The following is a 14826-nucleotide window of genomic DNA, read 5'->3' as shown; positions in this document are numbered from 1 at the left end:
GATCAAGTGTAAAAATTATTCCTAATTTTGTTATAACCATAAACCGAATCTTTTGAAACTATCCAGGGAAGTAAAAACTGGGATTATTGTAGTTGCAGGTATCATAGCCTTTATTTTTGGGCTCAGCTACTTAAAATCCTCTCCGCTTTTTGAAAACAACAAAACTTTTTACGCCGTTTACGATAATGTTGGCGGATTGCAGCCTGGTACCCAGGTCTCCATTAATGGTTACAATGTAGGCAACGTTACCAGCATAAAGTTCAAGGATAGTTCAGGTAAGCTATTGGTCACCATATCCATTAACAATGAGTTCGAGTTCTCCGAAAACAGTGTGGCCGAACTTTTTGATACAGGGATAATTGGAGGTAAAGGGGTTCAGATCGTTCCGGTTTTTGATCAGGCACCCATGGCAAAATCTGGTGATACCTTAAAATCGCAGATAAAACCAGGTTTAACAGAATTGGTCCAGCAGAAGCTAACACCACTCCAAATGAAGGTTGAGGGGGCAGTTTCTCATGCAGACTCTTTGTTGATGAACGTAAACCAAATATTGGATGACCCCACCAAGAATAAATTACAGGAAACCATAGTTTCTCTAAACGAACTGGTACGGGCATTTAAGGGCAGTGCCGATAATTTAAACGTATTGTTGGAGAATAATAAGACACAATTGGACAGCTCGTTAAAAAATGTTAGCAAAATAACCAGCAACTTTTCTCAATTATCCGATTCTTTGGTTAGTGCTGATTTGGGTGGAACCCTATCCGAATTCCAATCCACAGTGATAAAATTGAACGGTATTCTGTCGAAGATAGAAAATGGTGAAGGCTCTTTGGGTAAATTAAGTAAAGATGAAGCCCTTTACGATAATTTGGCTGCGGCATCAAGAGAATTGGATCTGCTTTTACAGGATTTTAGGTTAAATCCGAAGCGATATGTGAACGTTTCCGTTTTTGGCAAAAAGCAAAAGGAGTACACCCTTCCGGAAAACGACCCGGCAGAAGAAAATAACACAACTGAACAAAAAGAGAATCAATAATGGAATATTTGCCCAATATAGCTTTCGCAATAGCCCTAATTGTTGGAATTGGGTTTTTTGTGCGCAACGTTAAAAAATTGTCCAGGAACATTAAGCTCGGAAAAGATGTAGATGTTAGCGACAATAAACCACAACGTTGGAAAAATATGGCAAAAATAGCTTTGGGACAGACCAAAATGGTCGTTCGGCCCATAGCAGGATTACTGCATATTATCGTGTATGTCGGCTTTATCATTATAAATATAGAAGTGTTGGAGATCATTCTCGACGGACTATTGGGCACCCATAGAATTTTTGCACCACTGGGTTCCATTTATAACTTTTTAATTGGGGCCTTCGAAGTATTGGCCCTTATGGTAATCGTAGCAGTGGTCGTTTTCTGGATTAGAAGGAACATAATCAGAATACAGCGATTTATAAAGCCCGAAATGAAAGGTTGGCCCAAAAAGGACGGAAACTTGATTTTGTATATAGAACTCGTTCTGATGGCCTTGTTTCTCACCATGAACGCTGCAGATTTTCAACTACAGCAACTCGGAGCGGAACACTACGCAAAAGCGGGCGCTTTTCCCGTGAGTCAATTTATTGCTCCCTTATTGCAGGGACTTTCGGAGTCGTCTTTGATCATGGTGGAAAGAACCGCTTGGTGGATTCATATATTGGGAATACTGGCCTTTTTAAATTACCTATACTACTCAAAACATTTACATATACTTTTGGCCTTCCCCAATACCTATTACGGAAAAGTAAGGCCACAGGGACAATTCAATAATCTGGCATCCGTCACAAAAGAAGTTAAGTTGATGATGGACCCCAGTGCGGACCCATTTGCCGCACCTGCAGAAGATGATTCGACGGAACCGGAAAAGTTTGGAGCATCCGACGTAACGGATTTGAATTGGGTACAACTGTTAAATGCCTATACCTGCACCGAATGTGGACGTTGTACCTCGGAATGTCCGGCCAATCAAACAGGTAAAAAATTGTCGCCTAGAAAAATTATGATGGATACACGCGACCGTTTGGAAGAAGTGGGTAAAATTATCGATGCGAACAAAGGGGAGTTTGTGCCGGACGGAAAACAATTGCTGGGCGATTACATCAGTCATGAGGAGTTGTGGGCCTGTACAACCTGCAATGCATGTGTGGAAGCTTGCCCAGTAAGCATAGACCCATTGTCCATAATTGTGGAGATGAGACGATATTTGGTAATGGAGCAATCAGCTGCACCGACCGAATTGAACAATATGATGTCCAATATAGAAAATAACGGAGCACCATGGCCTTACAACCAAATGGACCGTTTAAACTGGGTTAACGAATAAATCTAAAACTATGAGCGAACAATTGAAGGTTAAGACCATGCAAGAGTTTATGGCTGAAGGCAAACAGCCCGAAATTTTATTTTGGGTAGGCTCCGCCGGTAGTTACGATGATCGTGCCAAAAAGATTTCCAGGGCCTTTGTAAAGTTATTGAACAAGGCAGAAGTTGATTTCGCTGTATTGGGCACCGAAGAAAGCTCTACAGGAGATGTGGCTAAAAGAGCAGGTAACGAATTTTTGTTTCAAATGCAGGCCATGATGAACATAGAATTGTTGAATGGCTACGAAATAAAGAAGATTGTAACCTGTGACCCGCACTCGTACAATACCATAAAAAATGAATATCCGGGACTTGGCGGTAATTACGATGTGGTCCACCATACCGAATACCTAAAGGAGTTATTGGACAACGGACGTTTACAAATAACCGGTGATGGGTACAAAGGCAAACGGATAACCTTCCACGATCCCTGCTATTTAGGACGGGCAAATTCCGTTTTTGATGCACCACGTGAAGTTCTGGCCAAAACCAATGCCGATTTAGTGGAAATGAAACGCCACAAAAAAACAGCCTTATGTTGCGGGGCAGGTGGGGCACAAATGTTCAAAGAGCCCGAAAAAGGCGATATGGATATTAATGTGATGCGCACACAAGATGCTTTGGAAACCAATCCAAACATAATTGCCACAGGTTGTCCATATTGCAATACCATGATGACGGACGGTATAAAAGCGCACGAAAAGGAAGATAGCGTAACCGTTATGGATGTGGCCGAATTGTTGGCCAAATCCCAAGGATTGTAAAATATTTGGATCAAGATAAGTTCAAGATCAATTTTTAGACAGAGAATAGAATATGCTAGTGGATTTTAATGAATTGCCAGATCATTCAAGAATTTGGATTTATCAGGCAAATAGGAGCTTTACAGAATCAGAGTTGGCCGAATTGGAAAATAGCATGGTGGATTTCCTCAAGGAGTGGACCGCTCATGGAAGTGATCTACATGCCGGTTTTGAGATCAAATACAAAAGATTTTTGATAATTGGGTTAGATCAGACCAATGCCAGCGCCTCAGGTTGCTCCATTGATGCCTCGGTACATTTTATCCAAAGTTTGGAGAAAAAATATAAAGTGGAATTGCTAGATCGGATGAATGTTTCCTTTAAGCAAGGTGAATATATTGCCTACAAACCTTTAAAGGATTTTAAAAAATTGGCCAAAGCTAAATCCGTGTCGGCGAACACCATCGTTTTCAATAATTTAGTTGCCACAAAACAGGAATATATTGAGAATTGGGAAGTCCCCGCAAGCGAAAGTTGGCATTCAAGATTTGTGTAGCCCTCTTAATTTATCTTAATTTTTATACTTTCCTCGATGAAATGCAATATTTTTATCGGTATTTAGTTCGAGTTTCAGACAAGAAATTTATGCGGATAACCCCTTACTTTCCCCTATTCCTATTGATTTGTTTACATGCCCATGGGCAGTATAATCCCCTAGTTGTCAAAGATTCTTTGGCTCAAAAGGCTTGGGTAGAAAACACGTATGCAAATTTATCGTTGGAAGAGCGTATTGGTCAACTGTTTATGGCCAGTGTGGCATCCAATCAAAGTCAAGCTGCCACAGATAGGGTAAAAAACCTTGTGGAGGAGCATGGTATTGGTGGGGTTATTTTTATGGTGGGCGGTCCCGTACAGCAAGCCAAATTGACCAACGATTATCAGGCTGTTTCCAAAGTTCCTTTGCTCATTGGTTCCGATGCGGAATGGGGCATGGCCATGCGTTTGGATTCCACTTATGCGTTTCCGTGGAACATGACATTGGGGGCAATACAAGATAGTAGTATAGTAGAACGTGTAGGTCAACAAATAGGAAAGCATGCAAAGCGTTTAGGGGTGCATATAAATTTTGCGCCCGATCTGGATGTGAACAACAATCCTAAAAACCCTATTATCGGAAATCGATCTTTTGGTGAAGATCCAAGAAATGTAGCGGAAAAAGGTAGGGCGTTTGTTCGGGGAATGGAGTCAATGGGGGTGCTCTCAAGTGGTAAACATTTTCCAGGGCATGGAGATACCGCTACCGATTCCCATAAATCTTTACCTGTGATCATGTCGTCGTTGGAACGTTTGGATTCCATTGAACTATATCCTTTCAAAAATGTGATGAAAAGTGGGCTTTCCTCAACAATGGTGGCCCATTTGAGTGTACCAAGTTTGGAAAACCGGGAAGGGCACCCTTCGTCGCTTTCCAAAAGTATAGTTACCGATGTCTTGCAGCAGCAATTGGGGTTTAATGGTTTGGTACTGACAGATGCCTTGAATATGAAAGCTGTTTCCCAATTTGCCCCCGAAGGTGAAGTTGAACTACAGGCCTTTTTAGCCGGAAATGATATGCTTTTAATGCCTGAAAATGTAGTCAAGGCCAAGGAAAAGATTTTAGAAGCTTATAAAAAAGGGGACTTTTCGGAAGAACGATTGGCCAAATCCGTCAAGAAAATATTAATGGCCAAATACAAGGTGGGCCTCTACAATTACCAGCCTGTAGAAATGGAAAACTTGTACGAAGACCTGAACCATGTGGGGAATGATGTGGTTTATGAAAAAGCCATTGAGGGAGCCATAACGGTCGCTAAAAACAATTTTTCCCTAATGCCCATTAAAAAACTGGACAATAAAAAAATAGCATACATCCATTTTGGGGATGATGATGGTACACCATTTTATACCGCATTGAACCGATTTTATAAAGTTACCCATATCAAGGCCAAGGATATTGCGGAGTACAAAAAGGAATTGGCAAATTTTAATTTGGTGATCGTAGGGTTGCATAAAAGTAATGAGAGCCCGTGGAAGGGATATAAATTCTCTAAAAACGAACTGTTTTGGTTAGCAGAAATTTCCAGATTGCGGACAAGCAATACGATCTTGGCTCTGTTTGCACGACCATACGCGATGTTGGACGTCTTAAATTTCGATAAGGTGGATGGTGTAGTGGTGGGTTATCAGAATAGTAAGATCGCCCAAAAAAAAGTAGCGGAAGTCATTTTTGGAGCCATAGGAGCAACCGGAAAGTTGCCTGTATCCGCACACGATGAGTTTCCGGTGGGCACAGGGATCGATGTAAAACCAATACGGCGGTTGGGGTACAGTATACCTGAACGAGTGGGTATGAGTTCCGAAATGTTGGCAGAAGTGGATACCTTGGTACAGCATGGGTTGGATTCGTTAATGTTCCCCGGGGCTCAAGTACTTGTGGCCCGCAAGGGTAAGGTTATCTACAACAAAAGTTTTGGAAAACCAACATACCGATCGGAAAAGGATATTACGGAAGAGTCCATTTATGATTTGGCATCATTGACCAAAATTCTTTCCACCTTGCCGATGATAATGAAAATGGAAGAGGAGGGGGAAATTGCTTTGAACGACACCTTCAAAGATTTGATTCCGGAATATGAGGATACGGAATTAAAGGATGTTACCGTTCTAAAGGCTCTATCCCACTACGGCAGATTGCCATCCTGGATTGCTTTTTATCTGGATACCTTAAATAAGGACCGTAAACCTTCCAACGAGTTTTACAGGCAAAACCCATCTGAAGCATTTCCGTACAAAGTAGCTGAACACCTGTACCTTACAAGATCATTTAAGGACTCAATTTATAACCGAATTGGAAGACAGAGTTTAAAATCCAATAGGTATAGGTATAGCGATGTAGGGTATTATGTATTTAAAGAATACATCGAAAAAAAACATAATCGACCTATAGATGAATTAGTGGATGAGTTTTTGTACACCCCCATGGGCTTGCAACGAACTACCTTTAATCCAATTAACAAATTTTCCAAGGACGAGATAGTTCCTTCGGAAGAGGACGATTATTTTAGGTACCAAACGGTTCAGGGCTACGTACACGACATGGGTGCGGCCATGCAAGGAGGGGTAGGAGGCCATGCCGGACTCTTTAGTACAGCGAACGAGGTGGCTAAAATAATGCAGATGTATTTACAGGGGGGATATTATGGTGGGGAACGTTTTTTTAATGCCCGTACCGTAAAACGGTTCAATACCTGCTATTTTTGTAATAAGAATGTAAGGCGTGGCGTAGGTTTTGATAAGCCGCAGTTGGAAGAGAAAGGGCCCACTTGCGGTTGTGTTTCCAGAAATAGTTTTGGGCACAGCGGTTTTACCGGGACCTATACTTGGGCCGACCCGGATGAGGAGATCGTATATGTTTTCCTTTCTAATAGAACCTATCCCACAGCGACCAATACATTATTGATAAAATCAGGACTGCGGACCCGAATTCAGCAGGCCATTTATGATTCCATTATCAATTAAGTTTTAAATATATTGACTTAGATTTGTCCTATGAAGATAGCTATTGTGTGTTACCCAACGTTTGGAGGTAGTGGAGTAGTTGCCACAGAGCTGGGTATTGCCCTTGCCGAACGAGGCCACGAGGTGCACTTTATCACCTACCGGCAACCAGTACGTTTGGAACTTTTGGGAAACAATATCCATTTTCATGAGGTGCATGTTCCGGAGTATCCCCTGTTTCATTATCAACCGTATGAGCTGGCATTGTCTAGTAAATTGGTGGACACCATCAAACTCCACGGAATAGAGCTATTGCATGTACATTATGCCATCCCACATGCCTATGCGGGTTATATGGCAAAAAAAATGCTTCAGGAATATGGTATTTTTATACCAATGATAACCACTTTGCACGGAACCGATATAACACTGGTGGGCAAGCATCCATTCTACAAGCCTGCAGTTACTTTTAGTATCAATAAATCCGATGTGGTCACCTCCGTATCCGAGGCCCTCAAAGAAGAAACCTTAAAGCTTTTTGATATCGAAAAGGACATTGAGGTCATCCCGAACTTTATCGAGAGCAAAAAGTACAGTAAGGATTATACCGACTGTCAACGCTCTATGATGGCGAAGGAAGACGAGAGGATCATAACGCATATCAGTAATTTTAGAAAAGTAAAACGGATACCCGACGTAATAAAGGTTTTTCATAAAATCCAAAAAGAGGTTCCCGCCAAATTGATCATGGTGGGTGAGGGTCCGGAAAAGGAAAAGGCAGAAGATCTCTGCGATAAACTAGGAATCAAGGATAAAGTGTTGTTTTTGGGAAACAGTAACGAGATAGATAGGATCCTTTGTTTTTCCGATTTATTTTTGTTGCCCTCGGAAACCGAAAGTTTTGGACTTGCGGCCTTGGAGGCCATGATCAATAAAGTAGCAGTAATCTCCAGCAATACGGGAGGAATTCCAGAAGTGAATATTGATGGCGTTTCCGGATTTTTGGCAGATGTGGGCGATGTGGATACCATGGCGGCCAAGGGGATTCAAATTTTAAAAGACGATGAAACCTTGGAGAAATTCAAGGAAAACGCCTTTAATGTAGCCTCCAAGTTCGATATTGTGCATATCTTGCCCTTGTACGAGGAACTTTATGAAAAAGCCTATAAATCACGTTTTAAGAACACCTTTTGACCATTAAGTATATTTATCTCATAGCAGTGGTTTGTTTGTTCTCCTGTAAAGCACAAAAGGAGGGGCATTCTCCCGTGGGTGAAAGATTAGAGCATATGGAGTTGGTGGATTTTGATAACCATAGTAACATAGAATACTACGAAACCACAATTATTACCGACAATAAATCGTTGCGCAAATATTACTCGCAAATTAACAAGACCCGAAAACCAGGACTTCCATTGCCAATTTTGGATTTTTCCTCGGAAATGGCCATTATTATATGTTTGGGCGAGCAAAATAATGTACGAAAACCTGTTTTGTCCAAGCTAAAAGAATCAGATCAGGCGATTACAATTGCTGTTGAACTGATAGCAGAGGAAAAAGAGGATAATATCGGGAAACAGCCCATTACCTATCCATTTTATCTATACAAAATGCCTTTGGTCGATAAAGCGGTTATTTTTCAAAAGATTGATAATTAGGGTCTTCCAAAACCAATCTACTGCTCATCGAAAATAAGCGCACTTAAAAGTGCAAAATTCGCTTTCTTATCACCTTGAACTAGCTTTGGGGCTGATAACCTCAAATCAATTAAAATGAACATTTCTAAACCTGCAATGATGGTCATTGCCATGAGTTTTTCTGCTTTGACCTTTGCCCAAGACCTTGAATTGACCAAAAGGGACAGCATAGTGCAAAGCTATTGGCTGGTGTCCTTGGGCACCAACATTGTTGATGACTCCGGCGATGAATTTGGTGAACTATTCGATTTAAGTGAAGGTTGGAACATGGTGCCCTATCCATCTCGTGTAAGCGTAGGACGATATTTTAAGAATGGCCTTGGTTTGGAGGCTATTGGGTCGTACAACCGTTACAAAGAAGGCAAAATCGTGGATAATGTTGTAAATCCTGAAGATGTTGACTATTGGGGTTTCGATTTTAGGGTAAGCTACGATTTAAATATGATTTTGGGAGAAACCGGCTTTTTTGATCCCTATATCGGAATTGGCGCGGGGTATACCGATGCCAACAACCAAGGCAGGGGAACATACAACGCGGTTATTGGTTTTAGAACATGGTTTTCCGATCATTGGGGGCTGGATTTCAACTCAACGGGAAAATGGGCCATGGATACCGAAAATGCATCGAACCATATACAACATGCACTCGGTGTAGCTTATAGGTTCGAGGTAGAAAAGGGACTTTCTAGAAAAGGTCAAGAAAAACTGGCTTTATTAGAAGAGCTGGAAAAAGAACAACAACGTGTACAGGATTCTATTGCCGATGCAGAAGAAGCAAGACTATTGGCCGAGCGTTTGCAACGGGAAAAAGAAGCAGCAGAGTTGGCAGCTGCCGAAAAAGCCAAGAAAGAAGCGGAGGAGGCCAGAAGGGCAAAACTTCGCAACAAGATCAACAACTTGGGCAAAGTATACTTTAAACTCAATTCTTCCTACTTGACCTCAAAAGATAAGGAATTACTTGATGAATTGGTGGCCATTATGCAAGATGAGCCTAATTTGGCGATAAAGGTTTCGGCACATACCGATTCCAGAGGTACCAAAAAATATAATCAATGGCTTTCCGAAAGACGTGCCGAACGTACCGTTGAGTATGTGGTTTCCAAGGGTGTGTCCGCCGGTAGAATAAGTCATGGTGCCTTTGGCGAGACCCAGTTAGTGAACGAATGTGAGGATGGTGTACGTTGTTCGGAAGAACAGCATTCCAAGAACAGGAGGTCTGAGTTTGAGATATTAAATTATTAGAATATCAATACTAACCATAAAAAACGCCCGGGAAATTCCCGGGCGTTTTTTTATTTATAAATTAGGAAAGAATCACCACTTCTTAATAGGCATTAATCTGTCATATTTGGAGAACATTAGACCGGCTTTAAAATTATTATATTTATCGATTTCGGTATCCCCTTTTAACCAAGAAATATAAATAGCAGGGGTGTTAATACCAGATTCATGGGAGAAAGGATATCCTCCACCAAATCTTGGGTTCATTTCCAAATAGTATATCTTGTCTCCACTCACAAAAAAGTCACAATCCATATTTCCAATATGCCCTGTTTTATCACCAATTTTTTTTGCGATAGTAGAGAATTCGCTGTTGATTATGGATAAAGCTTTATCGGTTTCGCCCGATCGCATTGCCATTTTCTTTCTTACGAATGATCCATAATAATTTCCTTCAAAATCGTTTAGAATATCTATACCATATTCATCTCCCTTTATTTTTTCTTGGATAATGATACTTTTCTCAAGATCTTCAGAACTAGCATTTTTCAAAATGGATTTTTGGACTTTTATCCGTTGTAGTTGATAAGCCAACTGCAATTCTTCATCATTTTCAACAATATCTATAGCTATTGATGCACTGCCCCACCTTGGTTTGATTATTAAAGGAAACTCAAGTTCATCTTGATTAAGAGCCTCTCTAACACTTTCTAAGGTAAGATATGTTTTAGGGGTTCCTACGCCCAACTCTTTAAAAAATATAAAGGTTTTCCATTTGTCAAATGCGATATCGATTATTTTTGGATTGGAAACAAGGACCTTTGTGCCCAACGATTCTAAAACGTCTTTATGTTCTGCCAATATGGGCAGTTCCAGGTCGTTAAGTGATATTATAGCATCCACTTGGTAGTCATTGACCAATTCTTTTAAGTTTTGGATATATTCATCACTATAAATCGAAGGTACTTGGATGGCTATATCTGCATCAACCATTGCTGGTGCGGATAATTGGTTGTCTGCGGCGATTACCTTTCCATTTCCATTTAAGGCCTCTTTGAAATAATTTATGAGGTAGTTACGACGACCTGCACAAGTGAATAGGATAGTGGTTGGATTCATTGGTTATATGCTATATGATTGTAGATATTTTAATTTGCTTGTTTATTTCGGATTCCATCAAAAGGTTGCGTGTCAATTTCCTTTTTTTAGAGTTCAGCAAAGGTATTTCATTTACATACTCTAAAGTAATTTCCGCGGTATTTCCTAATAGTAACTTAAGTTCTTTTAATAATTGCTCTTCTTTTGTACTGGTGTAATTGGAGTCTACGTTCAACTTGACCGTATACGTTATTTGACCCGTTTGTATATATTGTATCTGGTTTATTTCCGAAAATTTAGGCAAGAACCCCATAAATGCATAGGGACTAATCATTGCTCCAGATGTGTTCTTTAAGATGTCGGTTTTTCTTCCTTCTACGGTTTTCAAAACTGGGAACGGATAATCTGGCACCATCATCATAGCGCCCACATCCCCAGTATCATAACGTATCATGGGCGTTGCGTGGTTATAAAGGTCGGTAACAATAATTCGGCCTAACTCACCACTTTTAACGGATTCATCTTTATTAAAATCGAGAATTTCCACTATGTAGCTTGCCCAATTGACAATAAAGTATTCACTTTTAATATCCTGTTGGGCAATAATTCCATTTTCAAAGTTGGAATAGCGGGAAACCATTGGGGAGTTAAAATAATACCACATTCTACTGCGAACGTGTCTTGGAAGGTTTTCGGACATTCCAATAATTGATTTCACATTGCATTTCAGTGGTCTTGACTCTATTTCATCCAAATAATCGCATATTTTCTCCAAGGCGGACGGATATCCTAGCCAGGCTTTTGGCGATTTATCACTTTGCAGCTTAAGAAGCAAACTATTTATATATTCCGGAGATAGATCTTCTACATCAATTTGTTCAATATTTTGCAGGAAAGAGGATAGTTTCCCTTTTTTCAAAGTTTTGCTCCAAAGTCGGACATAAAGCAATTTATCTCCTAGGGTATAACCTGATTTTTTGGCAAAGAACAGGGTATCGGCAGTATTTCTGTTTCTTTTTCTCTGAGTTTGCCACAAGGTAAATGGAGTCCCGGTGGAGCCACTGGTGAATACCTTGTACAACTTTTCACCAGCGGTATTTTTTATTAAAAGATCGTCCAGGTTGTTTTTTACAATATTTTTGTTCACCACGGGAAATTGATCCAGTGATGAGTATCCTTTTAAACTTTTATAATAATGGGAATTGTTGACTGCCTTGTCCAACAACTTTTTTAAAGGTAAATGGTTTTTTTCTTTCAATGATTCAAAAGAATCCAACGAGAATGAATGTTCAATATCGTATAAGTCCCGTTTAATTTTACTACCTTTTACTACATCTAGCATCCAAAATGCAGCGTATCGCATCTGATTTAGGAAGTTGTTCTTTTCCATGGGTTAAGGTTATTTAAGACAAGGGTGTATATATGAAAGCATTTAGTTTAAGTACCGGACAAGTATACGTACAATATTATGAAACAAAACATGGGTAAATGTCACTTTTAAGCCCAAAAATATAATGTTCCAACGTATTGACAAGACCTTTTTAGGTTAAACATTCTAGTATTATCATCTTTAACCCAAACGTATTCTTGATAAAAAAATTATCATTTTGTCCTAACGTTTGAGCGGGTTATAAATTTTTAAAACCTAGATGAATAAATTGGTAGCTGAGGCTAAGGTTCACTCATAGTCTTTTTTTGCGTTTCATCGATAATTTCCAATAAAAAGATCGTCAAAATATTGATCGATATATTTTTGTTATGTTCCTCCTATTTGACAACCTAAAAACCTCATTTACAATGCCTAAAAAACTACTCTTCTATCTGCTGCTTTTTGGAGCATCAACTGTTTTTGCGCAAAATCTCCATGATGATTCCAATGCAGCCTCTCCTAATAATGAGACCAACTCCACTACCGGCTGGTCCGGTTCGGCGTTGTTGTTTTCTGACAATACTGATGCCCAATCTGGGCTTTTTGCAATAAGGGCTGAATCCAATGGTAATAATGGTATGATGGTTCAATACACATTCGATGCGGTTGTAGGACAAGACTATACAATATCTATTTGGGCTAGGGAAGGTGACCAATCCAATCAGCCAGCCTTTGCCAATTGGGCAGGATTAAGTGGATTTGGTACAACAGCCATTACGGGCAACTCATGGACGGAATACACATTCAATGTAACAGCAACTTCTACCACCCCGACCATTAGGGCTTACACAAGTCCATGGTCAGCGAGAACAGTGGCTGGAAATGCCATTTTAATTGATAATATAACAATATTACCGGTAGGTGGAGATACGGAGTCACCGAGCGCCGTGACGGACGTATCATCCTCTAACACGACATCAACGGGCACGCAACTTGATTGGAGCGCGTCGACGGACAACGTGGGTGTGACCAATTACGAGGTCTTCCAAAATGGGGTGAGCATAGCCAATACGGGCACTGCCACAACCTTTGGTGTAACCGGCCTATCGGCGAGTACGAGCTACGACTTCACGGTATTTGCCGAGGATGCCGCGGGGAACGTATCGGCAGTGGGGAATACTGAGACAGTTGTGACAGGTGACGCTGCGGACACGGAGTCACCGAGCGCCGTGACGGACGTATCGTCCTCCAACACGACATCAACGGGCACGCAACTTGATTGGAGCGCTTCCACGGACAACGTGGGTGTGACCAACTACGAGGTCTTCCAGAATGGGGTGAGCATCGCCAACACGGGCACGGCCACGACCTTTACCGTTACCGGTTTGAGCGCCAGTACGAGTTACGATTTCACGGTATTTGCCGAGGATGCCGCGGGGAACGTATCGGCAGTGGGGAATACTGAGACAGTTGTGACAGGTGACGCTGCGGACACGGAGTCACCGAGCGCAGTGACGGACGTATCGTCCTCCAACACGACATCAACGGGCACGCAACTTGATTGGAGCGCTTCCACGGACAACGTGGGTGTGACCAACTACGAGGTCTTCCAGAATGGGGTGAGCATCGCCAACACGGGCACGGCCACGACCTTTACCGTTACCGGTTTGAGCGCCAGTACGAGTTACGATTTCACGGTATTTGCTGAGGATGCTGCGGGCAATGTATCGGCAATTGGGAATACGGAGACAGTTGTGACAGGTGACGCTGCGGACACGGAGTCACCGAGCGCAGTGACGGACGTATCGTCCTCCAACACGACATCAACGGGCACGCAACTTGATTGGAGCGCGTCGACGGACAATGTGGGGGTGACCAACTACGAGGTGTTCCAAAATGGGGTGAGCATCGCCAACACGGGGACTACAACAAATTTTAATGTTACGGGACTATCTCCAAGTACAATGTACAATTTTATGGTCACTGCAGCCGATGGTGCAGGTAATATTTCAGGGCCAGGAAATACCGTATCGATAACTACAGCGGCGGCAGCTGATACCGAAGCGCCAAGTGCAGTTTCAGATTTAGCCGCGGCTGGTACAACTTCAACGTCGACCACACTCTCGTGGTCTGCTTCTACGGATAATGTAGGAGTTATAAATTATGAAGTGTTCAGGGATGGTACGAGTATCGGAAATACAGGCACCTCTACCACACTGACTGTGAATGGACTTACACCGGATACAAGTTATAACTTTACGGTTTTCGCCGAAGATGCTGCAGGCAATACGTCCAGCAGCAGCAATACAGCAGCAATTGTGACATTGGTAGGAACGGGAATAACCGATTATACTTCTGAAAATGCCAATCTGAATACTGTGGATTGGACTGCAAGGGATTTATTTGTGGACAGGAATATTGGAATTGGAACAACGGATACACAAGGATATAGATTGGCCGTAGCCGGTAATGTAATTGCAGAAGGTGTAAAAGTTGAATTGCAAGGAAATTGGCCCGATTTTGTCTTTGAGAATGGTTACGATTTACCAAATTTGAACGAGGTCAGGGCATTTATTGGCACTTACGGACATTTACCTAATATTCCTAGTGCCCGGGAGGTAAAACAAGAGGGAATTGACCTAGGTGATATGAACGCCAAATTACTACAGAAAATTGAGGAGTTGACCTTGTATATGCTACAACAGCAGGAGCAAATTGAAGCCCTCAAAGTTGAGCTGGAAGGATTAAAGAAGAATTAA

Annotated in this window: 11 protein-coding genes; 9 read left to right on the top strand and 2 right to left on the bottom strand. The window is 41.5% G+C overall.

Annotation, left to right across the window (positions count from 1 at the left end; genetic code table 11):
- Positions 1 to 52 precede the first annotated feature (52 nt).
- From ACXAFK_RS10605 to ACXAFK_RS10570, 8 genes are all read left to right on the top strand, one after another.
- Complete coding sequence (locus ACXAFK_RS10605) at positions 53 to 1039, top strand: MlaD family protein (protein WP_224837165.1); 987 nt, start codon at positions 53 to 55, stop codon at positions 1037 to 1039.
- Positions 1039 to 2364 (top strand): 4Fe-4S dicluster domain-containing protein, encoded by a 1326-nt coding sequence (locus tag ACXAFK_RS10600; RefSeq protein ID WP_474957732.1) that lies wholly within the window; start codon positions 1039 to 1041, stop codon positions 2362 to 2364. The genes ACXAFK_RS10605 and ACXAFK_RS10600 overlap by 1 nt, the downstream gene beginning before the upstream one ends.
- A 10-nt stretch (positions 2365 to 2374) precedes the next feature.
- A complete protein-coding gene (locus ACXAFK_RS10595) occupies positions 2375 to 3166 on the top strand; it encodes a (Fe-S)-binding protein (protein ID WP_474957731.1) in 792 nt (263 codons plus the stop codon).
- 52 nt (positions 3167 to 3218) lie between these two features.
- On the top strand, positions 3219 to 3701 hold the full coding sequence (locus tag ACXAFK_RS10590) for an ABC transporter ATPase (protein WP_293295473.1): 483 nt from the start codon (positions 3219 to 3221) through the stop codon (positions 3699 to 3701).
- An 89-nt stretch (positions 3702 to 3790) separates the two neighbouring features.
- A complete protein-coding gene (locus ACXAFK_RS10585; protein ID WP_474957730.1) occupies positions 3791 to 6703 on the top strand; it encodes a glycoside hydrolase family 3 N-terminal domain-containing protein in 2913 nt (970 codons plus the stop codon).
- 30 nt (positions 6704 to 6733) lie between these two features.
- Positions 6734 to 7876, top strand: a complete 1143-nt coding sequence (gene bshA, locus ACXAFK_RS10580; protein WP_224837170.1) for an N-acetyl-alpha-D-glucosaminyl L-malate synthase BshA — start codon at positions 6734 to 6736, stop codon at positions 7874 to 7876.
- Positions 7873 to 8340, top strand: a complete 468-nt coding sequence (locus ACXAFK_RS10575) for a hypothetical protein (RefSeq protein WP_474957729.1) — start codon at positions 7873 to 7875, stop codon at positions 8338 to 8340. The genes bshA and ACXAFK_RS10575 overlap by 4 nt, the downstream gene beginning before the upstream one ends.
- A 114-nt stretch (positions 8341 to 8454) precedes the next feature.
- Complete coding sequence (locus ACXAFK_RS10570; protein WP_474957728.1) at positions 8455 to 9621, top strand: OmpA family protein; 1167 nt, start codon at positions 8455 to 8457, stop codon at positions 9619 to 9621.
- 72 nt (positions 9622 to 9693) lie between these two features.
- On the opposite strand, the gene ACXAFK_RS10565 is transcribed toward ACXAFK_RS10570, so the two are convergent.
- Positions 9694 to 10719: an ATP-grasp domain-containing protein gene (locus ACXAFK_RS10565; RefSeq protein ID WP_293295462.1), complete on the bottom strand. Its 1026-nt coding sequence runs from the start codon at positions 10717 to 10719 to the stop codon at positions 9694 to 9696.
- Between the two features lie 10 nt (positions 10720 to 10729).
- Positions 10730 to 12088 (bottom strand): phenylacetate--CoA ligase family protein, encoded by a 1359-nt coding sequence (locus tag ACXAFK_RS10560; protein ID WP_474957727.1) that lies wholly within the window; start codon positions 12086 to 12088, stop codon positions 10730 to 10732.
- Between the two features lie 407 nt (positions 12089 to 12495).
- Here ACXAFK_RS10560 and ACXAFK_RS10555 point away from each other — a divergent pair, with 407 nt between their 5' ends.
- Entirely contained in the window at positions 12496 to 14826 is a 2331-nt protein-coding gene (locus tag ACXAFK_RS10555; protein ID WP_474957726.1) for a fibronectin type III domain-containing protein, read from the top strand.

Source organism: Flagellimonas sp. ABD4_174 (assembly GCF_056160185.1).
Note: the sequence above shows the minus strand (reverse complement) of the source record. Positions and strands in the feature narration are given on the sequence as shown.